25 protein-coding genes are annotated in these 23,826 nt (G+C 61.9%); 21 read left to right on the top strand and 4 right to left on the bottom strand.

Features of this window, described 5'->3' with window-relative positions; all coding sequences use genetic code 11:
- The first annotated feature begins 30 nt into the window (after positions 1 to 30).
- From Q4T40_17160 to Q4T40_17125, 8 genes are all read left to right on the top strand, one after another.
- On the top strand, positions 31 to 228 hold the full coding sequence (locus Q4T40_17160) for a DUF3311 domain-containing protein (GenBank protein MDT8902975.1): 198 nt from the start codon (positions 31 to 33) through the stop codon (positions 226 to 228).
- Positions 229 to 251: 23 nt separating this feature from the next.
- Positions 252 to 1,721: a sodium:solute symporter family protein gene (locus Q4T40_17155; protein ID MDT8902974.1), complete on the top strand. Its 1,470-nt coding sequence runs from the start codon at positions 252 to 254 to the stop codon at positions 1,719 to 1,721.
- A 167-nt stretch (positions 1,722 to 1,888) separates the two neighbouring features.
- Positions 1,889 to 2,773 (top strand): hypothetical protein, encoded by an 885-nt coding sequence (locus tag Q4T40_17150; protein ID MDT8902973.1) that lies wholly within the window; start codon positions 1,889 to 1,891, stop codon positions 2,771 to 2,773.
- A 409-nt stretch (positions 2,774 to 3,182) separates the two neighbouring features.
- Positions 3,183 to 3,674, top strand: coding sequence for an NAD(P)H-dependent oxidoreductase subunit E (locus Q4T40_17145; protein MDT8902972.1), 492 nt, complete (start codon positions 3,183 to 3,185; stop codon positions 3,672 to 3,674).
- On the top strand, positions 3,658 to 4,947 hold the full coding sequence (locus Q4T40_17140; GenBank protein MDT8902971.1) for an NADH-ubiquinone oxidoreductase-F iron-sulfur binding region domain-containing protein: 1,290 nt from the start codon (positions 3,658 to 3,660) through the stop codon (positions 4,945 to 4,947). Before Q4T40_17145 ends, Q4T40_17140 begins: the two co-directional genes overlap by 17 nt.
- Positions 4,944 to 6,683 (top strand): NADH-dependent [FeFe] hydrogenase, group A6, encoded by a 1,740-nt coding sequence (locus Q4T40_17135; protein MDT8902970.1) that lies wholly within the window; start codon positions 4,944 to 4,946, stop codon positions 6,681 to 6,683. Before Q4T40_17140 ends, Q4T40_17135 begins: the two co-directional genes overlap by 4 nt.
- Before the next feature lie 225 nt (positions 6,684 to 6,908).
- A complete protein-coding gene (locus Q4T40_17130) occupies positions 6,909 to 7,955 on the top strand; it encodes a GGDEF domain-containing protein (GenBank protein MDT8902969.1) in 1,047 nt (348 codons plus the stop codon).
- A 15-nt stretch (positions 7,956 to 7,970) separates the two neighbouring features.
- Positions 7,971 to 8,654 carry a Crp/Fnr family transcriptional regulator gene (locus Q4T40_17125; GenBank protein ID MDT8902968.1) on the top strand — a complete coding sequence of 228 codons (684 nt, stop codon included), beginning with the start codon at positions 7,971 to 7,973 and terminating at the stop codon, positions 8,652 to 8,654.
- A 29-nt stretch (positions 8,655 to 8,683) separates the two neighbouring features.
- On the opposite strand, the gene Q4T40_17120 is transcribed toward Q4T40_17125, so the two are convergent.
- Entirely contained in the window at positions 8,684 to 10,819 is a 2,136-nt protein-coding gene (locus tag Q4T40_17120; protein MDT8902967.1) for a cell division FtsA domain-containing protein, read from the bottom strand.
- A gap of 204 nt (positions 10,820 to 11,023) precedes the next feature.
- Between Q4T40_17120 and Q4T40_17115 the strand changes: the two genes are divergently transcribed.
- The 4 genes from Q4T40_17115 (at position 11,024) to Q4T40_17100 (ending at position 12,875) form a co-directional block, all read left to right on the top strand.
- On the top strand, positions 11,024 to 11,209 hold the full coding sequence (locus tag Q4T40_17115) for a hypothetical protein (protein MDT8902966.1): 186 nt from the start codon (positions 11,024 to 11,026) through the stop codon (positions 11,207 to 11,209).
- A 124-nt stretch (positions 11,210 to 11,333) separates the two neighbouring features.
- On the top strand, positions 11,334 to 11,978 hold the full coding sequence (locus Q4T40_17110) for a cyclodeaminase/cyclohydrolase family protein (GenBank protein MDT8902965.1): 645 nt from the start codon (positions 11,334 to 11,336) through the stop codon (positions 11,976 to 11,978).
- A 4-nt stretch (positions 11,979 to 11,982) separates the two neighbouring features.
- Positions 11,983 to 12,279 (top strand): LysO family transporter, encoded by a 297-nt coding sequence (locus Q4T40_17105; protein MDT8902964.1) that lies wholly within the window; start codon positions 11,983 to 11,985, stop codon positions 12,277 to 12,279.
- Positions 12,279 to 12,875: a lysine exporter LysO family protein gene (locus Q4T40_17100; GenBank protein ID MDT8902963.1), complete on the top strand. Its 597-nt coding sequence runs from the start codon at positions 12,279 to 12,281 to the stop codon at positions 12,873 to 12,875. The genes Q4T40_17105 and Q4T40_17100 overlap by 1 nt, the downstream gene beginning before the upstream one ends.
- Before the next feature lie 163 nt (positions 12,876 to 13,038).
- On the opposite strand, the gene Q4T40_17095 is transcribed toward Q4T40_17100, so the two are convergent.
- On the bottom strand, positions 13,039 to 15,213 hold the full coding sequence (locus tag Q4T40_17095) for a Tex family protein (GenBank protein ID MDT8902962.1): 2,175 nt from the start codon (positions 15,211 to 15,213) through the stop codon (positions 13,039 to 13,041).
- A 270-nt stretch (positions 15,214 to 15,483) separates the two neighbouring features.
- Between Q4T40_17095 and Q4T40_17090 the strand changes: the two genes are divergently transcribed.
- Positions 15,484 to 15,837: a hypothetical protein gene (locus Q4T40_17090; protein MDT8902961.1), complete on the top strand. Its 354-nt coding sequence runs from the start codon at positions 15,484 to 15,486 to the stop codon at positions 15,835 to 15,837.
- A gap of 84 nt (positions 15,838 to 15,921) precedes the next feature.
- Here Q4T40_17090 and Q4T40_17085 read toward each other — a convergent pair whose 3' ends face one another.
- Positions 15,922 to 16,941: an HD domain-containing phosphohydrolase gene (locus tag Q4T40_17085; GenBank protein ID MDT8902960.1), complete on the bottom strand. Its 1,020-nt coding sequence runs from the start codon at positions 16,939 to 16,941 to the stop codon at positions 15,922 to 15,924.
- A 281-nt stretch (positions 16,942 to 17,222) separates the two neighbouring features.
- Between Q4T40_17085 and Q4T40_17080 the strand changes: the two genes are divergently transcribed.
- From Q4T40_17080 to Q4T40_17060, 5 genes are all read left to right on the top strand, one after another.
- A complete protein-coding gene (locus tag Q4T40_17080) occupies positions 17,223 to 17,420 on the top strand; it encodes a ferritin-like domain-containing protein (protein ID MDT8902959.1) in 198 nt (65 codons plus the stop codon).
- Positions 17,421 to 17,433: 13 nt separating this feature from the next.
- A complete protein-coding gene (locus Q4T40_17075) occupies positions 17,434 to 17,766 on the top strand; it encodes a spore coat protein (protein ID MDT8902958.1) in 333 nt (110 codons plus the stop codon).
- 145 nt (positions 17,767 to 17,911) lie between these two features.
- Complete coding sequence (locus Q4T40_17070) at positions 17,912 to 18,337, top strand: Fur family transcriptional regulator (protein MDT8902957.1); 426 nt, start codon at positions 17,912 to 17,914, stop codon at positions 18,335 to 18,337.
- Between the two features lie 300 nt (positions 18,338 to 18,637).
- On the top strand, positions 18,638 to 19,282 hold the full coding sequence (gene deoC / locus Q4T40_17065; protein MDT8902956.1) for a deoxyribose-phosphate aldolase: 645 nt from the start codon (positions 18,638 to 18,640) through the stop codon (positions 19,280 to 19,282).
- 87 nt (positions 19,283 to 19,369) lie between these two features.
- Positions 19,370 to 20,209, top strand: a complete 840-nt coding sequence (locus tag Q4T40_17060; GenBank protein ID MDT8902955.1) for a hypothetical protein — start codon at positions 19,370 to 19,372, stop codon at positions 20,207 to 20,209.
- A gap of 43 nt (positions 20,210 to 20,252) precedes the next feature.
- Here the strand turns inward: Q4T40_17060 and Q4T40_17055 are convergent, their stop codons facing one another.
- The gene (locus Q4T40_17055) at positions 20,253 to 20,453 is read right to left on the bottom strand and encodes a hypothetical protein (protein MDT8902954.1); all 201 of its coding nucleotides are present in this window, start codon (positions 20,451 to 20,453) and stop codon (positions 20,253 to 20,255) included.
- A gap of 133 nt (positions 20,454 to 20,586) precedes the next feature.
- On the opposite strand from Q4T40_17055, the gene Q4T40_17050 reads away from it, so the two are divergent.
- From Q4T40_17050 to Q4T40_17040, 3 genes are read left to right on the top strand one after another with little or no spacing between them, the layout of a single operon-like run.
- Entirely contained in the window at positions 20,587 to 21,102 is a 516-nt protein-coding gene (locus Q4T40_17050; GenBank protein MDT8902953.1) for a hypothetical protein, read from the top strand.
- A gap of 3 nt (positions 21,103 to 21,105) precedes the next feature.
- On the top strand, positions 21,106 to 22,350 hold the full coding sequence (locus Q4T40_17045) for a hydrogenase small subunit (GenBank protein MDT8902952.1): 1,245 nt from the start codon (positions 21,106 to 21,108) through the stop codon (positions 22,348 to 22,350).
- Positions 22,350 to 23,753, top strand: a complete 1,404-nt coding sequence (locus tag Q4T40_17040; GenBank protein ID MDT8902951.1) for a nickel-dependent hydrogenase large subunit — start codon at positions 22,350 to 22,352, stop codon at positions 23,751 to 23,753. The genes Q4T40_17045 and Q4T40_17040 overlap by 1 nt, the downstream gene beginning before the upstream one ends.
- Positions 23,754 to 23,826 lie beyond the last annotated feature (73 nt).

The raw sequence follows: 23,826 nt of genomic DNA, 5'->3' as shown, positions 1-23,826 counted from the left end.
TAAATAAAAATTTTAAGCGGAGGTGAAAAAATGAATCCGGTAAAAGTCATCCTGACCCTCATCCCCTTTGTCTGGACGATTGGCATGCTTCCTTTCGTCAACACAGTCAAGCCGATAGTTTTCGGCCTGCCCTTCTTGGCCTTCTGGCTGTGCTGCACCATCCCGATCGCGTTCATTTGTCTGAGCATCCTTTACAGAATGGATTCGAAAAACGGCCAGGATTCCTAGGCTGAAAGGAGGTAACGAAAACTATGTCCAATGAAACAATGGCCCTTGCCATAATATTTGCGTTCGTAATCGGTACCACCATCGTCGGTATGATCCCGGGCATGAACAAAAAAATGAGCCTCGAGGAGTGGGCGGTCGGCGGCCGCAGCTTCGGACGCTGGCTCAACTGGTTCATCCTCGCCGGCGAAATCTACACCGCCTTCGCCTTCCTCGGCGGCAGCGGCTGGGCATACGCCCGCGGCGGCCCCACCTTCTACATTCTCGGCTACGGCGCCCTGGCGTACATCGTAGGCTACTACGTCCTGCCCGCCATCTCCCCCATCGGCCGCAAACACGGCCTCATGACCCAGCCCGACCTCGTCGAGCACATGTATGACAGCAAATGGCTCGGCGTCCTCACCGCCGTCGTCGGCGTGGCCTTCCTGCTGCCGTACCTGCAGCTCCAGCTCACCGGCCTCGGCCTCATCATCGAAACCTGCTCCTACGGCCTTATCCCGCGCGTGCCGGCCATGCTCATCGCCTTCACCATGGTCGCCGCCTTCGTGTACCTCAGCGGCCTGAAAGGCGTTGCCTCCACCGCCGTAATCAAAGACGTCGTCATGATCGTCGCCGTCGTCTTCTTCGGCCTCTGGCTGCCCATCCATTTCTTCGGCAGCGTCGGCGGCATGTTCGAGGCCCTGGACGCCGCCAAACCGGGCTTCCTGGCCCTGCCGGGCGGTACCAAGACCCTCGACGTAAGCTGGGCGATGTCCACCCTCGTCCTCACCAGTCTCGGCTTCTACATGTGGCCCCACTTCTCGGCCAACAGCTTCAGCGCCAAAAACCCGGACGTGCTGCGCCACAACGCCATCTATCTGCCGCTCTACCAGATCTGCCTCATCTTCCCGATGCTCATCGGCTTCACCGCCCTCCTGGTCCTCACCCCGGCCCTCAAGGTGCCCGACATGGCCTTCATGACCATCGTCCAGAAGGTCTTCCCCGGCTGGGCCCTCGGCCTGGTGGGCGGCGCCGGCGCGCTGGCCTGCATGATCCCGGCCGCCGACCTCATCCTCTCCACCTCCATGCTGTTCACCCGTAACGTCTACGGCCGTACGATCGGTCAGGGCTCCAGCCACGAAACCCAGGCCAAACTGGCGAAGGCGCTGGTTCTCATCCTCACCGCCGTCGCGCTTGCCCTGGCCATCTACGCCCCCAGCATGCTCGTCAACCTGCTCCTCACCGGCTACTCCGGCGTCACCCAGTTCTTCCCGATGATCGTCCTCGGTCTCTTCTGGAAGCGGGCTACCAAAATCGGCGCCTACAGCGGCCTCATCGTCGGCGAGTTCCTCGTCTTCTATCTTGTTCTCAACAAGCTGGATCCGTTCGCCATCGCCGGGCTGCATCTCAACGCCGGCTTTGTCGCCCTGGTCTGCAACTTCATCGTCTTCACCGTCGTCAGCCTGGTGACCAGCACGCCGGCCACCATTGACCGCAAAGCCAAAGCGTTAGGGTAATCCGGATACTGGCTTGCTCCAATCACCCCTTAAGGCGAAACAGCCTTAAGGGGTGGTTTTTTTGCAGGAACGAGAACGATTTGCCGCCCGGACGGCCGGAAAGCGTTCCGCCGCATGTCGAATAATGGTATAATTAAGTAAACAACGGTAAGAAAAGGGGGATAATTTTGCGGTTCTTGAGAATACTGTGCGTCGCGGCGGTCGTGTTATCCTTGTCAGGTCAGGCCAACGCCTCTCCCTTCGGGCTGTCCGGCGAGTGGAAACTGAACGCTAACGGCTGGACGTACAAAATGGTCCTGCTCGAAAAAGGCGATCAGCTTGAAGGAGTCTTGCATCCGCTCAACCAACAATCGTCCGATACGCAGATGACAGGTAAGATCAGCCCCGACGGCAGGATAGAGTTTTCCGTCGACCTGGCCGGAGTATCGCAGAGTTACACGGGCTACATATTTCAGGGAGGCACAAAAAACACCGCCATGGCCGGGCTGCTCTCGCTGCCGGGGAACCAGCAATTAGGATGGTTCGCCGAGCGCCCTGTCCAAGGCGCCCAGCCTGCCGTCACGCCCGCGCCCTATTACCCCCCGCAGCCCGCCTATCCGACTACAAGCATAAACGTGTTTTCCGCCGCGAGCCTGCCGATGTCCGGCAACGAAAAAGCGCGCCGCTTCGAGGTCGATACCATCTTCGATAAAGTTCCCTGTTACATCACCCCGGGCTTCAGAGGCGAAGTAGTCGTGCAGCCGGGCCAAAAACTGCTTCTTGCCGGCAATGCGGAAGGTACCGCGGACTGGCGCGTGTCAGGCTTCCTGTTTATCGAATTCCAGTCCGGGTATTCCGTCCGGCGACTGGTTGTCGGCGGCGGCAATGACCGGATAAAATACGAGGGGCGCTTTGTCGAGAAGGTCGGGCCGCGGGGGGTCTATCATTCGCCCGGCAGCATCGATTTTGCCCCCTATCTTCCCCAGAACACCACCGTCTATGTGAAAATATACGCCCTGCACTACGGGCCCGGCGTCGGCTCGGTATCCAATGTCTACCTGCTGACGAAATAACGGGAAACCGCCGGCTTGCGCCCCAACCCGGAAGTGAAGCATAACAAGGCCTCCTGTCGCCGAGCGCGATCAGGAGGCCTTTTCGCATGCGAGGCTGCCGGCAGGCAATCGGGAGCGGCTTTAAGCCCGGCACGGGCAGAACATTTCGACCGCGTTCGTCTCGTCACGCACTTGCTTTTCCGTTGCCTCTCTCGCGTGCCTTTAATTTACATAAATCAAAAGTATGTGAAAGATAAGTCTATCACATAAACAAGTTAGGAAAGTGACAACAATAACATACTAATGTTGATTAAGTGAAAGATATAACGTTCTATAAATAACTTTATTGACATTATGACTTTATTTAATTAAAATTAAATTACAAACTATCATTCGTGCGCAACACTAAAAATCGAATGGGGGAGAGATTATGTCCACCTCGTTACAAGCCGTCAGAGAAATCGTGACCGCGTCATCGTCCGGCCAGGCCGCCCTGCTGCAGGTGCTGCTCGCTGTCCAGGATTCCAGCCCGGAAAACTATGTCAGCGAAGAGGCGGTCAACGAAATTGCCCATCTCCTCGGCGTATCCCGCAGCCGCGTATACTCGACGGCCTCCTTTTACAGCGTCATATCGCTCAAGCCGCGGGGTCGCCACATAGTACGCGTCTGCATCAACGCCCCATGCGAAAACGCCGGCAAACAGGCCGTCCTCATCGCCCTCGAACAGGAACTGGGTGTCTCCCTGGGCGGTACCACCGCCGACGGCCGCTTTACCCTTGAAGGCGTAAGCTGCCTGGGGGCCTGCTACATGTCGCCGGCCATCAAAATCGACAACCGGCTGTACGGCGACCTGACGCCCGAAGCGGCCGTCGCGATCATCCGCAGTTACGGGGAGGAGGATACCATTGAGCACACCGCATGACAGCGCGAACTCCGTCTTCCGCCTCGGCCTGTTCCGCGACTTTCCCACCCTTATGCACTACCGCGACTTCGGCGGCTACCAGGCGCTCGCCAACGCTCTTTCCGGCAGCCCGGAGGCGGTCATCGGCGAGATCGGCGCCGCCGGGCTCCGCGGCCGCGGCGGCGCCGCGTTCCCCACCGCCGCCAAATTACAGATGGTCCGGGACAACCCGCCCGGAGTCCGTTACGTCATCTGCAACGCCGACGAAGGCGAGCCCGGCACCTTCAAGGACCGTTTCATCATGACCCACATCCCCTTCCAGCTTCTCGAAGGCATGGCCATCGCCGCCTACGCCGTCGGCGCCGCCCAGGGCTTCATCTATATCCGCCACGAATACCCCGAGGCTCAGGAAACCATGCGCCGCGCCATCGCCGCCGCGCGGGCGGCCGGCCTGCTGGGCGCCGACATCCTCGGCAGCGGCTTTTCGTTCGACATCGAAATCTTCTCCGGCGCCGGCAGCTACCTATGCGGCGAGGAAACCGCGCTGCTGTCCTCCATCGAGGGCAAGAAAGGCCGCCCCCGTCTTAAGCCGCCCTACCCGACACAATGCGGGCTGTGGGGCAAACCCACCCTCATCAACAACGTCGAAACCCTTGCCAACATCCCGCCCATCGTCGACCGCGGCTCCGCCTGGTACCGCGCCCTCGGCACCGCCGACAGCCACGGCACCAAACTCATCTCCCTGTCGGGCGACGTCGTTCGCCGAGGCCTCTACGAAGTGCCCTTCGGCACCACCTTTCGGGAAATCATCTACGACTACGGCGGCGGACTTAAGCAGGGGCGGCTCAAAGCCGTCAACATCGGCGGCGCCTCCGGCGTCGTCGTGCCCCCGTGGGAGCTCGACTGCCCCCTGGAATACGATGCCTGCGGCCAGCGCGGCATCACCATCGGCTCCGGGGCGGTGTTCGTGATGGACGACAGTCGCTCCGTCCTCGAAAACGTCCGCAACAGGATCGACTTCTTCCTCCACGAAAGCTGCGGCAAATGCACTCCCTGCCGCGAAGGCCTGCGCCAGGCGGGGCGGATCATCCACAAAACGCTGGCGGGGGAAGCCGTCCTCGCCGACATCGACAACCTCGAACGTTACACCCGCACGATGCAGAACGCCGCCTTCTGCGGCCTAGGGCAGGCAGCGGGCAACAGCCTCATCTCCTCGCTCAAATACTTCCGCGACGACTACGAAGCGATGTGCCGCGACCAAAACCAGGCCGCGCCGAAGGAGGCGACAGCGTGACGACCACAGTTAACTTCAACCTCAACGGCCGTGAAGTCACCGTCCCCGCCGGGATCACCATCCTTGAGGCGGCCCGTCTGCACGGCGTAAAAATCCCCACCCTCTGCCACCATCCCGACCAGCGGGTAAAAGCCAATTGCCGAGTTTGCGTAGTTGAAGTCGAGGGCCAGAAAAACCTTGCCGCTTCCTGCGCCACCACCGTCGCCGCCGGCATGAAAGTGAAGACCAATTCGCCCCGCATCCGCGAAACCGTCCAGACCATCCTCGAACTCATTTTCGCCAACCATCCCCAGGAGTGCCTTACCTGCATCCGCAACGGCAACTGCGAACTCCGCCGCCTCGCGGCCGACTACGGCATGCTTGAGGTCAAAGGCGAAATGGTCACCGATGCGCTGCCGCTCGACACCTCCACCCCTTCGCTCGTCCGCAACCCCAACAAATGCATCAAATGCGGCCGCTGCGCCGAAGTATGCCACCATGTCCAGGAAACCGGCGTCCTCTACAGCCACTTCCGCAGCGTAGACGTCCAGGTGGCTCCCGAATACGGCAAATACCTCAGCGACGTAGCCTGCGTCCTGTGCGGCCAGTGCGCCGCCGTCTGTCCGGTCGGCGCCATCCATGAAAAAGACGACATCGCCAGCGTATGGGCCGCCCTCGACGACCCCGGCAAGCATGTCGTCGTTCAGGTCGCGCCGGCGGTGCGGGTATCGATTGCCGAAGAATTCGGCCAGCCGCCGGGGACGATCGCCACCGGCCGCCTCGTGTCCGCGCTGCGCAAGCTTGGCTTTGACCGCGTCTTTGACACCGACTTCACCGCCGACCTCACCATCATGGAGGAGGGCCACGAACTCCTGCACCGCCTCAAAACGGGCGGCGCCCTGCCGCTCATGACCTCCTGCAGCCCGGGGTGGGTCAAATACATCGAACACAACTACCCCGAGCTGTTGCCCCATGTCTCTACTTGCAAATCGCCGCAGCAGATGTTCGGCGCTCTCGCCAAAAGCTACTACTCCCAGAAATCCGGCATCGACCCGGCCGACATCTTTGTCGTGTCGATAATGCCCTGCACCGCCAAAAAATTCGAAAGCCAGCGGCCGGAGATGAATGCCAGCGGCCACCAGGACGTCGACGCCGTCCTCACCACCCGGGAATTGGGGCGGATCCTCAAACAAGCCGGGGTCGACTTCGCCACTCTCGAGGACGACGCCTTCGACGACCCCCTCGGCATCTCCACCGGCGCGGCCGCCATCTTCGGCGTTACCGGCGGTGTCATGGAAGCCGCCTTGCGCACCGTCTACGAAGTCGTCACCGGGCAGGAGCTTGCCGACGTCGAATTCACCGCCGTCCGCGGCCTTGAAGGCATCAAGGAGGCGACCGTCGACCTTGCCGGCACCTCCGTGAAAGTCGCCGTCGCCCACGGTCTCGGCAACGCCCGCCGCATCATGGACCTCCTCCGCGCCGGTCAGGCCGACTACACCTTCATCGAAATCATGTGCTGTCCCGGCGGTTGCATCGGCGGCGGCGGCCAGCCCTACGGCACCACCAACGCCGTCCGCCGGCAGCGGATCGAAGCCGCCTACCGAGTCGACGCCGGCCTGGCTATCCGCAAATCCCATCACAATCCCGCCATCGCCAAACTCTACGAAGAATTCCTCCGCCATCCGCTCAGCGAAACATCCCACCATCTGCTGCACACACGCTACAAGAATCGCAGCCTATATAAACTCAAAGGCTAGCCGTAGAACACCAGAAAGGCCCTGGCGCACACGCCGGGGCCTTTGCCTTCACCGTTATCCCGAGAATGTAGGACCGGAGCATCATATTTATGGATTATTTCCAAAATAGCACAATATTTAGTAGGATTTTCCCTTTTTGCCGGGAATTATACACAAATGAGACTTAACCGCCGGCTGTTGTCTCACGATATAAATTTAGAGAACCTGTCACAGGATGGTGTGCCGATGTACGACGACAGGGCCGCCGGCATCGCCGGCAGCGCAGAATCCATCCAAATACTGGCGCGTCGGGCGAGCATCGTCTTCGCTGCTTTCAGCGGCTTGACCGCCTGGTATCTTCAGACCGCCGCATGGCAATTCGCGGTCGGTCTGGCGTTAGCGTACACTTTATACAGCTTCAGCCTCTGCCGGCGCAAAGCGCCTCCCGGCGTCGGCGAGCTCTTCCTCAGCGTCGCCCTATGCGCCGGCCTCACCCTCGCCCAGGCCGGCTACAGCGATATCCTTTACCACCTGCTGCTCCTCAGGATGGCCCTCAGAGTCGGCCGCCGGCGAGCCGTCCGGGTCGCGCTCATCATCGCCGCCGTCCAGCTTGGCGCCGCCGCCGCCGTTACCGCCGGCTTCACGCCCGCCGCCGTCACCGGCATGATTTTCAATCTCCTCGGCGCCGCCGTAGTCACCTACGCCGCAATCTACATCGACGCCCTCATAACCAGGCAAGCCAGCGACGACAAGCAGATGCTCGAACTCATCAGGCAGAACGACCGCAACTACCGCATGGCCCTCACCGACGCCCTCACCGGCCTCTACAACCACCGCGCCTACAAGGAGCGGATCGATACCCTCTCCCAATACGTCCTCCTCGTCATCGACATCGATCATTTCAAAAAACTCAACGACGCCCACGGCCACCTCATCGGCGACAACGTGCTGGTGAGCCTTGGCAACATCATTAAAGCAAGCGTGCGTAGCGGCGATCTCGCCTTCCGATACGGCGGCGAGGAATTCGTCGTCGTCCTCCCCGGCACAACCGCCCAGGTAGGGCTGAAAATCGCCGAGCGCCTCCGCAATAAAGTCGTCGAATGGCAATTCGAGGGTGACAAAGGCCGCATTCCGGTTACGGTCAGCATCGGCCTGGCGGTGAAAAAACCGGGCATGAACAGCCAGGTCGTCTTCGAACAGGCCGACCGCGCCTTGTATCGCGCCAAGCAGCTCGGCCGCAACAACGTCCAATCCTACCTAAAGCCCGAAGTGGCGGTAAAATACGGTATGTAGCCAGGGAGTGACAACGTGAAGGACGTGCAATACCTCAGAAAGATCCCCGTGTTCGCCGACCTCCCCGACGAAGCGCTGCTGACCATCCACCAGTACACCATCGAAAGAGTGTACCGTCGCGGAACGGTCATTTTTTTCGAGGGCGACAGGGGAGAAGGCTTCTACTACGTCAAAAGCGGCAAAGTTAAAATCGTCAAGGCCACCGGCGACGGGCGCGAACATATCATCAAAATCCTCACCCCCGGCGACCTGTTCGCCGAAGTGCTGCTCTTCAACAACCAGCCTTACCCGGCCACCGCCGTCGCCGCCGAAGACGCCTGCGTCGGCATCATTAAAAACAGCGACCTCGAACGCCTCGTCCTCGCAAACAACAAGCTCGCCCTCCAGCTCATCAAAGCTCTCAGCCAGCGTCTCCTCTACGCCCAGCAAAAAATCAAAAACCTCGCCCTCGGCGACGTACTGGCCCGCACCGCCGAAACGCTCCTTCGCCTCGGCAGCGAACACGGCCGCCGCGACGAGAAAGGCGTAATCGTCATCACCATCGACCTGTCCCGCCAGGAACTCGCCAACCTCGTCGGCACCACCCGCGAAACGGTCACCCGGACCCTCAGCGCCCTCAGGAAGGATAAGATCGTCGACTTCGTCGGCGACAAAATGGTCATCCTCAAGCCTGAAAGGCTCAAAAGCTATATGGAATAACAAAGGCGGGGGCCATTAGCCCCCGCCTCTTATATTATCTTCCCGATCGCCACGTCAACCTTGTCGCCGTTTTTCACCGGCGTCGTGAACTCGGCCGCCTCCCCGTTGACGAGAATCCCCACCCGGCTGCCGGCAGGCAGCGACCGGGGATCGAACTCCGCGGCCAGCAGCACGTCGCTCACCATCGGCTGGATCTCGTAGCACGAATAATCGATATAACTCCCCGGCCGCACAGCATCGGCCGGCGTCGCCGGCTTGCCGGCCACGGTAATCGACCAGCGGCGGAGCGGCACCCGGCAATTGCCGCCGTTGAACAGCACGATATAAGCCTCCTCCGCCTCCGCGTCCAGCCCGAGAAGGTCAGCCAGGGTAGGGGAGGCGGCCGTCAGCGTAACGATAATGTCGTTGTCGTTCACCGGTGCCGCCGGCCCGCAGCGCACGCCGTTCACCATATACTCCGGCGAACGTACGAACGTTCGCTCGCCACCGTTCACGATATACCGGTACTCCCGCGAATCGGTCGGGCGGCCCGCCAGGGTCAGCAATTCGGCCAGCGTCGCCGGTTGGCGGCAGACCACCTGGTCGCGGTCCGCCAGACTGGTTTCGGCGGTCGCCGCCTTGCCGTTGACGGTGATCAGCGGTCCCGCCGTCATAAGCTCGTTATCGATAATGACGGTGAACGGGGCGGGAACGGGGCATAAATCACCGACGGCGGGGCGGGGGCTGCTGCCGTTCTTGCCCTTCTCCACCTTCACGATATCCCCCTCGGCGAGGCTGTCGCCGAAGGAGGCCTCAGCGCCGTTGACCAGGATATAGCCCGGCTGGCCCATGCTGCCGGGCAGGAAACGCTTCTGGCCGTTGATGGTGACGGTGAACCCCAGTCCCGGACGCCCGTGCAGGCTTCGCACATCGATGCCGGCCACCAGCAGCGCGTCGGCGACCGTCAGTTTGCCGAGATTGAAAAGGCGGAGAGGCTGACCGTTGAGAGTCACCTGTACAAAGGTCAGCGAACGGCCGCCGGCCAGCCTGAGGATGCCGAGAGGTGTAACCCCGTCGGGGGCGACGAGTTCGGCGGGAATGTCGAGGAGGCTGTCGACCGTGTCCGGGCGGCGGATCGCCACCCGGGAAGGCGCGATATCCAGGGCCGCCGCCAGCGACTCCGGCAGTCCCGGAGTGAGCGAACCGCCGCCGACCAGCAGCACCGCCTGGGGCGGAACGGAGTTCAGGGCAAGGATCTGGGCGGCTATAGCCTGAGCCAGATCAGTAACCACCGGCGAAATGCGCTCGACGATCTCCCGGGCCACAAGCTTATGGGATACACCCAGCACATCAGTAAACTGCACCTTCTTGCGGGCGTCGCCCAGCCTGCGCTTCAGCATCTCCGCCACCTTGAAGTCCAGCAGATACGCCTGGGAAACGGCCTCGGTAACCTCGTCGCCGGCGAACGGCACCATGCCGTAGCCGATAACCGAGCCATCGCGGGTGATGGCAACGTCGGACGTCCCGGCGCCCACATCCACGAGCGTCAGATTGAGATGGCGCATCGTCGGCGGAATAAGCACATTGATGGCGGCGATCGGCTCGAGAGTCAGCGTGGCCATCTCCAGGCCCACCGTCTCGATGGCTGCCTGCAGCGAGTCGATAACCTGGCGCGGCAGGAAAGTCGCGATCACCTCGATGGCCGCGCTCTTGCCGCGCTGGCCCACGAGCGACTTCATCGCCGTGCCGTCGAGGGTGAAACGGACGACACTGTAGCCGACGCAGTAATAACCCGTCGGGTCGGCCACCGCCTTGGTTGTCGCCAGTTGGTGCTGCGCCGTCTGAATAGCCGCCAGCTCCAGCGCCCGTTCGTCGTCGCCCGTCAGGGCGCCGCGCCCGCCACAGTCGATCTCCGCGCCGGCCCTGAGCGTGCAGAGGGCCCGTCCGGCCGCGGCCACCGACACCTTCTTCAGCTCGCCGACCTTATCGGTGAGGCGGGCGGTAACCCTGGCCAGCACCTTGGCCACCTCGGGCACGTCGTGGATCTGGCCGTCCAGCATTGCTCGCGTCGTATGCTCCTGGCGCTCGGCGCACAACACCTTGATGCCGGCGGCCGTCTGTTCGCCCACCAGCCCGACGACGCTGCGGGTGCCGATGTCGAGGGCAAAAAGCAGCTTTTTCTCCATCGCCGTTCTCCTTAAAACAAAACAGTATATTATTCTTCGCCTTTTCGAGCGGGATTTCCTTTTCCCCGCAATCCGGCGGAAAACCCATGGCGGTATTTGTCAGAAAAATTTTGCGTCTTCCGGCAGGTATAAAAACGCCGACAGCGAATATGATAATTAGTAATAGTACCAGATAATATGATTTGTTAACAAGGAGGCGTGGCAATGCAATCCAACTGGTGCGAACACCTGGAAAAAACGTGCCGGTACACTACCCTGAAATACAACTTTGCCGGCGGCGAAGTACTCCTCCGGGTTCAGACCTGGGTGTGCCCGGAGTGCGGCGTTCACGGAGCCGACACCGAGATCGTCGAACCCCGGCTCCCGAAAAAACACGGCGAAGCGGTTTGAATATGGCGGACCGGGCGAAAGCCCGGCCCTTTCCTTTTCGCGGTATATTTGATGAAACGATTCTGGTAAAATATTGTCTGGGGCTCAATGTCCCGTCAGATCGAAAACCCCGGGAGGGATACCCTTGCTAACCACACTCACCGTCAACGAATTTACCGCCAGACTGGCTTCCCAAGACCCTGCCCCCGGCGGCGGCAGCGCGGCCGCCCTGTCCGGCCTCCTCGGCGCGAGCCTGGTGGAAATGGCCATCAGCCTGACCCGCGGCCGCAGAGAGTTTGCCGCCCGCGAAGCCCTGCTCGCCGAAAGAGAGGCCGAACTGAGCCGTCTGCGCGTCGACCTCCAACTGCTCGTCGACCGTGACGCGGCCGCCTTCACCGCCGTCATGTCCGCCTACGGCCTGCCGGAAAAAACCCGTGCCGAGCAGGAGGCCCGCGCGGCCGCCATCCAGGAGGCGATGCGGGAAGCCGCCGAAGTGCCGCTCCTTACCGCCCGCGCCTGCCTGGCCGTCCTCCAAACCGCCGAAGCGGTGCTCGGCGCCGTCAACCCCCACGCCGTCAGCGACCTAACAGTAGGCGTCCTCTCATGCCACGCCGGCCTCATGGGCGCGCTCCTCAACGTCGCCGTCAACCTGCCCGGCCTAACGGACACAACCGTGGCCGACGGACTCCGCCGGCAACTGCGGCTTCTCCGCGCCGGCGCCGATGACCTCACCGCTGCCATCCAGGCAAAGGTTTATGGCGACCCGACCTTCGCCGCCATGCGGGAATAGCGCCATGGGGGTGATAATCGTCGCCCTCGCCGCCGGCATCGCCCTTGGTGCCAGCCGCTTGCTGCCCGCCGCCCGCCTCGGCTCCCTCGGCCGCCTGATCACCGCCACCCTGTTTATCATGCTCGTCGCCCTCGGAGCCCAGATCGGCGCCAACCGGGAACTGCTGGCCAACATCGGGCCGCTCGGCTGGCGGGCGTTCGTCATCAGCGTCCTCAGCGTCGCCGGCAGCGTCGCCGCCCTCTACATAGTCGCCAGACATATCCGCCTCACAGCCGGTGCTCCCGAAAGGAGGGATGGCTGATGGCCCTATATGTCGCCGCCGCCGTCCTCGGCGGCGTTCTTCTCGGCTGGGCGGCGCTGCCGCCGGCCGCGGCCGCCCACCTCGACACCGCCGTCAACGCCATCCTCGCCATCCTCGTATTCCTTGTCGGCATCGACATCGGCGGCAATCGCGACGCCTGGCGGCAGGCCGTCGCCGCCGGGCCGCGGCTCCTCCTCGTACCGCTCGCCGTCGCCGCCGGCAGCCTCGCCGGGGCCGGACTGGCAGGCGCGCTTTTGGGCATGCCGGTCAAAGAAGCGGTGGCCGTAGGGGCCGGCTTCGGCTGGTACAGCCTGTCGGGCGTCCTCATCGCCGCCACCTACAGCGTCGAACTCGGCGCCATCGCCTTCCTGGCCAACATCGCCCGCGAACTAATGGCCTTTCTGCTCATCCCCGTTCTCGCCCTGCGCATCGGCAAACTGCCGGCCATCGCCCCCGGCGGCGCCACCACCATGGACTCCACCCTGCCCCTCATCACCAAAGTCACCGACGCCCCCACCGCCCTGATCGCCTTCGTCAGCGGTCTGGCGCTTACCGCGGCGGTGCCGGTGATAATCCCGTTAATTCTTGCACTATAAAAAGAGGCTGTTTATAAAATCCGTCTGAGGTGTACCCGCAAGGGGCAGGCCGCCCCGTACATTGTTCCAAAAAACGAACGCCAGCCAGTCGGCGGCGCCGACAAAGCTGGCGTTATCAGGACGCGTATCCGGAGCTTTCTGAACAGCCTCCGGCAGTCCTGATTTATTTTTCTTTCGCCTTTTTCAGACTCAGCGAAATCCGCCCCCGTCCTTCGTCCACGCCGAGGATGAGGCAATCGATGATATCGCCCACCGCCACCACGTCGAGCGGATGGCGGAAAGGCCTGTCGCTAAGCTCCGAGCGGTGGACCAGCCCGTTGGTCTTCACGCCGATATCGACGAACACGCCGAAATCGGTCACATTGTGGACGGTGCCCCTCACCACCGAACCCACCGCCAGATCGGACAGCTTAACGATATTCTTGCGGGTCAGCGGCGGCGGCAGATCCTCGCGCGGGTCGCGGCCCGGTTTGGCAAGCGCCGCAAGGATGTCCCGCACGGTAGGCTCGCCCGCCCCCAGCTCGGCGGCCAGTTCGGCGGGCCGGGCCTTCGGCAACGTCTCCTGCAGCCTGGCCAGCTTCTCCTTGTCGGCCAAATCGCCGACCGTAAACCCCAGTCTGGCGAGGATAGCCTCCGCCAGATGATAAGACTCGGGGTGCACCGGCGTATTGTCCAGCGGGTTGGCCCCGCCGGTCAGCCGCAGAAAACCGGCGCACTGGGTGAAGGTCGCCTGCCCCAGCCGCGGCACCTTCAGGAGCTGCTTCCGGTCGGTGAACGGGCCGCTCTCGTCGCGCCTGGCGACGATATTCTTCGCCACCGCCGCGTTCACCCCCGCCACGTACGTCAGCAACTCCGCCGACGCGGTGTTCAGCTCGACGCCGACATGGTTCACGCACGACTCCACCACGCTAGTCAGCGTCTCACCGAGCTTCTTCTGGTCGACATCGTGCTGATACTGGCCGACGCCGATCGACTTCGGATCGATCTTCACCAGCTCGGCCAGCGGGTCCTCCACCCGGCGGGCGATCGACACCGCCCCCCGCAGCGACACATCCAGGCCGGGAAGCTCATCCTTCGCCAACTTCGACGCCGAATAAACCGACGCACCCGCCTCGTTCACGATCAAATAACGCATCGCCAGACCGTGGTTTTCGATCAGCCCGGCCACGAACTCCTCCGTTTCATACGAAGCCGTCCCGTTGCCGATCGCCGCCAGGCTTACCCCATGGCGCCTGATCGCCTCGAGGACCGTCTCCGCCGCCTGACGGCGCTGTCCCTCGCTCGCCGTAATATACAGCGTCGTCGTCGCCAGCACCGCCCCGGTCGGGCTGATGACCGCCATCTTGCACCCCGTGCGGTAGCCGGGATCGAGGCCCATCACCGTATGGCCGGCCAGCGGCGCCGCCAGCAGCAACTGGCGAAGATTGAGGCCGAAGACGCGGATAGCCTGCTTCTCGGCGTTCTCCGTCAATTGATTGCGAACCTCCCGCTCCAGCGCCGGGAACAGCAGGCGCTTATAGCCGTCCGCCACCGCGGCGCGGAGCAGGTCGGCGAAAATCGACGGCCGGGTTACGACCGCGCGCGCTATCATATCAATGTTGGCGTCATGGGCGGTCGCCAGCTCAACCTTCAGCACCCCCCGGCGCTCGCCCCGGTTGACCGCCAGAACCCTGTGGGACGGGATGCGCCGCACCGGCTCGCGGTACTCGCGGTAATTGAGAAACTCCTGTCCTTCGGCCTCGGGCACGGCCAGGACCGTCGCAATCTCGCCCCCCGTCCACAACTGCTTGCGGATCATCGCCCGGATATCGGCCCGCTCGCTCGTACCCTCGGCAACGATATCCTGCGCCCCGGCCAGGGCCGCTTCGGCCGACTCGACCCCCTTCTCCGCGTCCGCATACTCCGCGGCGACCGCCAGCGGCTCGCCCTCGGCAAGCTCCTGGGCGAGCATCAGCTCGGCCAGCGGCTCCAGTCCCCGTTCGCGGGCGATCTGGGCCCTTGTGCGCTTCTTCGGCCGGAAAGGGAGATAGAGATCCTCCAGCTCCTGCAGCTTGCCGGCCGCCTTGATCGCCGCCTCCAGCTCGGGGGTCAGCTTGCCCTGCTCGGCGATACTCGCGAGAATTTCCTCCTGCCGTTTGATGAAATTGCGCAGATACTGCACCCGCTCCTCCACGGCGCGGATCTTCTCCTCGTCCAGCTCGCCGGTCGCCTCCTTGCGGTAGCGGGCGATAAAGGGCACGGTATTGCCCTCGTCCAGCAGCCTTGAGGTCGCCTCCACCTGGCCCGGCCGTATGCCCAGCTCGCGGGCCACAACCAAAGGGATCTCGTTAATAAGCACTCTGTCACCAACCTATCAAAATCACATTCTTTTACGCTATATATTATAGCATACACCCCCGAGGCCCCAGCAATGCCGCCTGTAATGCACCCATGCAGGTGCCGCGTTTTTTCCGGGCCGTCCGGCCGTCGCCGCGGCCGGCCTCCCGCTGCGCCGTGTCGTCTTAGCGGCGCACTGCCGGCGGACCCTGGCCGAAGAGGAAAAATATTTAGCATATTTTGCCTGACCGCTCAATATATAGAAGTAGTACGATATCGTGGGGGTGGCGGTGTGCAAGCAGTGTGGAATAGCGTTATCAGCGGTTTCGAGGTGGTAAAACCCTTCCTGGCGGCCATGATCGTCATCGCCCTGCTGGTGCTGGTCGGCGACCGCGGCGGCAAGGCGGCTATCCGGCGCAACAGCCCTTGTCTGGCGGCGCTGTGCATCTTCACATTCGCCCTCGGAACAGGCATGGCTTCCTGGTTCCTCGTGCTGAAGCCCCTGTTCATCTTTGCCGGGGCGTCCTTTGCCCTCAGCTATCCGCTGGTCATGATGTACTGGGCGTTCTGGATGCTGGTCGGCGTCCTGATCGCCGCCAAGAAACTAATTTACGAAAGCGCCAAACGGCAGGCTCAGCTTCCTTAAAAAAGGCGACAAAAAAACAGGACCCGCAAACGACAAGCCCCGCTTCCCGTGAAGCGGGGCCTTTCTTTGCACGATCCACGCCGGTCAGCCGGCGATCAGTTCGGTGATGACGACATTGGGCTTGAGCACAAGATCGATATCGGTATGCCCGTAGTCCTCGATCACCCGCACCACTGGCCGCAGGGGGAAATGAGCCCTGTTGGTCACGACGTAACCCGTTCGGCCGGTATTCAGACGTACAAGGCTGCCGACCGGGAAAAGGGCCGCCGTATTGAGAAAAGCGCGCAGCAGATTCATATCGAACAAACGGTTGCCGCCGGCCATCATCCCATCGATGATCTCCTGGCGCGACTCGCCGCTCCGCTCGTTCTCACTGATCGCGTTGTCAAAGTGATTGACGATGCAGACCAGCCGCGACAATGGATGGACATCCTTGGCCGCCAAACCCTTGGGGTGGCCCGTGCCGTCGAAAGCCTCGTGGTGCTCGGCGGCGATCCTGGTTACCGCGGCGCTGACATTGCTGCGCAGAAGAAGCTCGCGGCCGTAGATCGTATGGAGAAAAGCCTTATCCTGATCACCCGCTGGCAGCATCGACTTGCCGAGATCGTGGAAAAGGGCGCCGAAGGCGAGATCACGCAAAATACTGCGCTCGAATTTCAGATACAGGCCAGTCACCACGGCCAGCAGGCAAACATTCACGGCATGCTGCGTCTCGTCCGCGCTCGGCTCGCGCACCTGGACATTCACGATTTGGTCGAGCTGTCCCGCGGCGTCATCAATGACACTGTCCACTGCCGAACCGATCCGGTGCATATGAGCCGCCGGGGGCTTGAAATTGAGGATATCCCAGGACTTCATCCGAAACAGCGTGCTGAAACATTCCCTAAGCTCGGTCCTAAGCGCCGGACTGACGACCGTAGCCTGCTTGAGCGACTCGGCGTATGGGTCGAAAATGCAAATGTTTTCGACGCCAAGGCGTTTAAGGCGGGCAATATAAGTCCTTGTAAGAGTTATCCCCTTTTCCAGCAGCAAATTGCCGCGCTCGTCGACAACATCCTGGGTCAGCACCATGCCGGCGCCGGCATCATCCACCCGCATTTCCATCCCACCTCCTTGACGCGAAAATGCCACTATACCAATTATTATATATCGAAAGCGCAGCCGTCGGGAATTGTCGAATTGTCCCGTATTTGTAGGACTTTAGTCTCATATTAAAGCAAAATAGCTCCGAGCGCAAGCGGGCGAGAAACGAGCCGCGCCGAGCATGAAACCAGCGGGAGTCCGGACGTTTGCGGGCAGGGCGCATTTACGCCGGAACGGGCGCATATTCCCGCCCGCTCCGGCGCATGCTAATGCCGGTACAAGCGAAAGGGGGGAATAAGAAAGTGTTGACGGCCAAAGAATTGATGCAACTGGAAGACTTCCTGACAATGGAACAGACCTGCGCGAAAACCCTCAACTATTTCGCCAACCAGCTTCAAGACAGTCAGGGCAAGCAGCTTCTCCAGCAAATGGCGCAGCGGGACCAGCAGAACTTCCAGACCATCAGTAAACATCTCGCTTCGGGACAAAACCTTCAGTAAAGGGGTGAACACAATGGTCCAAATGTCGGGACAGAACCAGCAGAGCCAGCAGGGACAGATGAGCGGCCAGAGCACGCAGATTTCCGACCGCGACATCATGCAGGTCTGCCTTAACGAAGCCAAGCACATGGCGTCCTCGCTTAACATCTATATTCAGGAAGCGACCAGCGAACAACTGCGGCGGGACTACATGACCGTCCTCGGCGAAGTCTACAGCCAGGAAAAACAGCTTTTCGACTACATGCAGCAAAAGGGCTACTACAGCGTCAAAAACGCCTCCCCGCAGGACATCACCAAAGCCCAGAGCAAGTTCAGCGGCCAATCTCAGCAGCAGGGCATGCAGTAGTACAATAGTCCCGCGGTCCTAGGACCGTGGGACTATTTTTCGTTTAGGACTTGACTTTGATTCTTTGCCTGCTGTAAAATAAAAAATGAATATAAATGGATAACGATTATTCGTTAGCCTGATTCTTTGGAAGTAGGTGTTTTCGGTGGAAAACAGGGTAACCGCAAAGCTGCGGGAGAAAGGCTTTAAAGTCACCCCCCAGCGCTTGGCCATCTACAAAGTTCTGGCCAACAGCAAAGCCCACCCCAGCGCCGAGATGATCTTTCAGCAGCTTCAGCCATATTATCCGACAATGAGCTTGGCGACCGTCTATAAAACAGTGGAGATCCTCAAGGAAATAGGTCTCATTCAGGTGCTCAACGCCGGGGAGGACAGCTTCCGCTACGACGCGGACATCAGCATGCACCCCCATATCCGCTGCCTCCAGTGCGGCAGAGTCGACGACATCCACGAGATCGACATCGCAGCCTTCATCAGCCAGGTCGCCGACAAAACCTCTTACCGCCTCGCCGGCCAGCAATTCTACTTCTACGGCTACTGCTCTACCTGCCAGGGCAAGCCGGCCAACTGACACACGGAGGTGACCAACATGGCAGTTTTCAAATGCAGCGTCTGCGGCGCCACCAAGGAAGGGCGCTGTAAGCCGGGGAAATGCGCCGAGTGCGGCGCTCCCAAAGACAAGATCGAGAAGCAGTAATAGGGCAATGTCGTAAAAAGCCCCTCTGCGGCGTTGCTCCTCAGACCGCCTTACATCTGGAGCTTTTTACTCGCTACGCATAACCCGTAACCCGTCCTCTGGACGGGTTATTTTTTTTCCGGAGGAACAACACCGCTATCCGCCGAATAAAACCCCGAAAAGGAGGTACGCAAAATGGACCTTGCCAAATACATCGACCACACCCTGCTAAAAGCCGACGCCACCGTCGAAGACATTGCCAGACTCTGCGAAGAGGCCGCCGAGCACCGCTTCGCCGCTGTCTGCGTCAACCCCGTCTACGTCGACCTCGCCGCCCACATCCTCGCCGGCAGCGGCGTAAACGTCGCCACCGTCGTCGGCTTCCCCCTCGGCGCCACCTACACCGCCGTCAAAGTGCTGGAAATGCGCGAAGCCCTTCAGCGCAGAGCCGACGAAATCGACATGGTCATGAACATCGCCGCCGCCAGGTCCGGTCACTGGGACGCGGTCAAAGACGACATCGGCCAGGTCGTCGCCGCCGCCGAAGGGAAAACAGTCAAAGTTATCCTCGAAACAGCCTTCCTTACCGACGACGAAAAGCGCCGCGCCTGCGAAGCCGCCCTTGCCGCCGGAGCCGGCTTCGTTAAAACCTCCACCGGCTTCGGCCCCGGCGGGGCGACGGAGGACGACGTCCGCCTGATGCGGGCGGCTGTCGGCGAACGCGCCGGTGTAAAGGCTTCGGGCGGGATCCGCACCCGCCAGCAGGCCGAACTCATGATCGCCGCCGGTGCCACCCGGCTTGGCACCAGCGCCGGCGTCGCCCTCCTGCAGTCTAGTTAACATAAAATACCGGTAGGCGCGGACCTCCCCCCATGCTATAATGGTTGCCTGTTAGCAGATAGGGAGGAGGGGAGGTCCGTGCGCAAAATGATCATACTGACAATTTCCGTCATTGCCGTTCTCGGCTTGGCCGCGGCCGCGCTTTTCCCTGCGCCTCTCACGCCGCGGATGTTGCTTTATCCTGTGGCCCGCCAGGCGGCCCAGGCCAAGATGAACTACGAAACGCGCCAAATGGCGGCTTACGAAACGCCCCACTTCATCATAAAATACTCGCCCGCCGACCAGACTGCGGTAGCCATGGTCGCCGAGGCGGCGGAAGCGGCCTACACGCCCGTCACGAAGGCGCTCGGCTACGCCCCGCCGGCCAAAACCCTCGTTATCCTCTACCGCGACCGGAGCGAACTCAACCGTAACTTCGGCTGGTCGGGCGACCAGAGCGCCATGGGCGTGTACTGGGGGGGCGTCATTCAGGTGCTGTCCCCCCGTGCCTGGCTCAAGGACGGCGCCGACGCCGAATTTATCCATTCAGGGCCGATGGTTCACGAATACACCCACCTTGTATTCGATCACCTGAGCCGCGGCAACTACCCCCGCTGGTTTACCGAAGGACTCGCCCAATACCTCGAATACAAGGTCAACGGCTACGAATGGCGGACAGCCGCCAATTCCCTGCACGACCGCGGGTACACCCAGGATGAGCTCGACCGCGACTTCGACAGCCTCGCCAACCAGGCGCTGGCCTACCGCGAATCGCTGGCCGCGGTGCGCTACATCGCCGCCGTTCACGGCGAAACCGGCCTCAAGAACGTCATCGCCGCCCTTGCCGCCGGTCGGACCATGGAAGACGCCATCGCCGCATCCCTGGGCATGGACTACGCATCGTTCGCGAAAGAGTGGCCCCGGTGGGCCCGTGAAAACATGCAATAAGAAAGAGGCGCGCCTTCGGGCGCGCCTCTTTCTTGCTTATCTCCTACCCCTGGCCTTTTTCGGCCGGACGCTGTGCCACGCTGCTCCAGATCTGCCGGACATACTCGGTAATCTTTTCGTTCTGGGCCATGACCGCCTGCTGGTCAGCCCGGATTGGCGCCAGCTCCTGGCGCAGGAATTCCTGAGCATGTTTCACAATTTTATCGTAAGGACCGCGCGCTTTCTTCCTGCGGGAAAAAGCCATTCCCATACCTCCTCGCGTTATCTACTACATAATATGACGCCGGGCGGCGCATGGTTCCGCCTGCGTAAAGCCCAGGCATAAAATTGCCATGCCTGGGAATTTTAGTAGGGAAAACGGATTACCGGAGGCTGCTATGACTAGTCAACGCATCCTATCTTCCGGCGGGCTGCTGCTCTTCCTGCTCAGCGTCGGCTACGGCCTGTTCAACGACGTCTTCCTCCTGCCCGCCCGCCATCAGGCCATCCACTACAACCTCGATATGGCGCTGAACATGGCGGTCAAAGGCGACATCACCATGGCCAGCGCCTTCGCCGGCCAATTCGCCCAGGAAAGCGGCCTGAGGGAAATCCAGGCCCGTATCCCCTTCCACCTTGCGCTGGCGGGAGCCATGACCGCCATCCCCCTGTGGCTCACCCCCAGGCTCGATATCAGCGAACGCATGAAAAGGATCATGGCGCTGTTCATCGTCGCCGGCGGTCTGGTACTGGCGGCCGGCGACTTCGCCGGCGTGGCCGCGGAACCCATGCTGGGCCGCTACCTCGTGTTGGCCGGGTACGCCTGGATGGCGCTTGGCCTGACCGGCTATCTGCTATACGCCGGCCTGTTCGTCTGGCTCCACGAGGAAGAGCGTCATTCGAAACGAGGGTAGCCTATGCTTTCCCGGCGGGAATTCCTCAAACTTTGCCTCGCGGCGACCGCCACCACCGGCCTCGCCGAAATACTCATCCCGGTGCTGAGGCAGGCCAGCGCCCAGAGCGCGTTGCCCCGGCCGCCCGTCATCTGGCTCGAACTCGGCTCCTGTACCGGCGAGAGCGTATCCCTCGACAACACCAGAAACCCTAACTTCTATCAACTGTTAACCGAGTTCCTCGACCTCCGCTACCACTGGCTTTACAACACCGTCCAGGGTGACGGCGCCGTGCGGGTGATGCTCGACACCGTCGAAAAAGAAGCCGGCAAGTTCTGGCTGGTCGTCGAAGGCTCGGTCATGACCGCCGCCGACGGCCGCTATAATCATATCTTCATGCGCAACGGCGAAATGGTGACCGGCCTTGCCGCCCTGCGGGAATTCGCCCCCAAGGCGCGTTACGTCATCGCCGTCGGCGACTGCGCCGCCTTCGGCGGGCCGGGGGCGGCCCATCCCAACCCTGGCGGCGGCAAAGGCGTCTGGGACGTCATCACCGACCGCGTCGTCATCAACGTCTCAGGCTGCCCCAGCCACCCCGACTGGATGACCGGCACCTTCAGCCACCTGCTGCTTTACGGCCTGCCGGAGCTCGACGCCTACAACCGGCCCAAACTGTTCTACAGCCGCACCATCCACGACCAATGCCAGCGTCGCCAGCAGTTCGAGGACGGCATCTTCGCCGCCTTTCCCGGCGAGGGCGGCTGCCTCTACAAAGTCGGCTGCAAGGGGCCGGTCACCCATGCCGACTGCCCCTCCCGTCAATGGAATGACTACGTCAACTGGCCGGTCAAGGCCGGGACACCCTGCATCGGCTGCGCCAGCCCCCACTTCCCCGACGGCATGACGCCTTTTTACAACCACCTTCCCGACATCAGGACCAGGTCCGTATCCGTCAGCGTCCGCAAAATCGGCGCCGCCTTCGCCGCCCTCGGCGTAGGGGCGGTCGCCACCCATCTCGCCGCCGGCATCTTCGCCCGCCGCATCCACGACCATTATCTCGACGGCACCAAACCCAGCGACCCCGCCCCGCCGGAAAACCTTACCCAGGTCAAACAGGAACTCGACGACCTCATCCGCCAGCAGAACGCCCTCATGAGCGAAGCGAAACAGCTCGAAGCCGCGAAACCGCACCGCCGCCGCCCCAAATCCTGGCTGCGGCGCCTCGTCGGGTTCTGGCGTACCGAGGACAAAACCGGAAAGGACAAATAATGGCCAGAAAGACCATCTTTCCCATGACCCGCATCCACGAACCGATCAGGGTCGACGTCGAGGTCGAAGGCGGCCGGGTCACCGACGCCTGGGTTAGCAGCCATCTCTACCGCGGCTGGGAGCAGATGATGCCCGGCCGCGACGTCCGCGACTCCATCCTCTTCACCCAGCGTATCTGCGGCATCTGCTCCAGCGCCCACGCCGTCGCCGACTGCCTTGCCCTCCAGCAGGCCACCGGCCTCGCCCCCACTGTCAACGGCCAGCACCTCATCAACCTCATCCTTGCCGCCGACATCATCCAGAACCACCTCCGCCATTTCTACCTCCTCGCCCTCCCCGACTACGCCGCCGGCCCTGACACTCCTCCCTGGACGCCCCGCCCCCCCAAGCCGGACTTCAGGCTGCCCGCGAAAACCAGCGCCGAACTCGTCGGCCGCCTCCCCGCGGCCGTGCGCATCGCCGCCAGCGCCCACGAACTAATGGCCATGTTCGGCGCCAAAGCCCCCCACCAGCAGACCATCATGGTCACCGGCGTCACCCAACAGACCAACGCCGACCAGATCAAGGCCGCCACCGCCATCGTGCGGCAAATAAAATACTTCATCGAAGGCGTACATATCCCCGACGTATTGACCGTCGCCGCCCACTACCCCGATTATTATACTATCGGCAAAGGCAACGGTAATTTCCTGTCCTTCGGCATGTTTCCCGATCCGCTTACCGGCCGGCGGGCCATCAGGGCAGGCGTGCAGACGGGCGGAGGGGCGGTCGGGGATGTGGACGCCGCCCTGATTAGCGAAGAAATTCGCTACAGCTGGTACCGGGAAGGGAGCGGCGGGCGGCCCGACACCGAAAACACCGTCCCCGACCGCGACAAGCCCGACGCCTACTCCTGGACCAAGGCGCCCCGCTACAAAGGCCTGGCCTTCGAAAGCGGACCCCTGCCGCGGGCCGTTTTAAACGGCGAATACCGCGAGAAAGGCGGCGGCGTCATGGACCGCCTCATCGCCCGGGCCCACGAAACCCTCAAACTCTGCCGCCTCGCCGAAGGCTGGCTGGCTCAGCTCGTACCCGGCCAGCCCAGCCTGCGGCCTTATACCTTGCCGCCCCAGGGAGAGGGCGCCGGCCTGACCGACGTAATGCGCGGCGCCCTCGGCCATTGGTTAAAATTCAAAGACGGTAAAATCCAGCATCACCAGGTAGTCACCCCCACCACCTGGAAATTCTCCCCCCGCGACGCTTCCGGCCGGCGGGGAGTGGTCGAAGAAGCCCTCATCGGCACACCGGTGGCCGACCTTGCCAGCCTCGTCGAGGTGGGGAGAGTGGTCCGCTCGTTCGACCCGTGTTTCACCTGCGCCGTCCACGCCGTCAATCTTCCTAATGCAAAGCCGCTGATTATCTGAGGCCGCGTAGAAAGTCCGTCTGCGGCGTTGCTCCTCGACTGCCATCCTCAGCGTACGATCGTGTACGCACGCT

Source organism: Selenomonadales bacterium 4137-cl, assembly GCA_032334055.1.
Taxonomy (GTDB): Bacteria; Bacillota; Negativicutes; order Sporomusales; family UBA7701; genus Anaeroselena; species Anaeroselena agilis.
The sequence above is the reverse complement of the archived record's forward strand: the minus strand, read 5'-3'. Positions and strand labels throughout refer to the sequence as shown.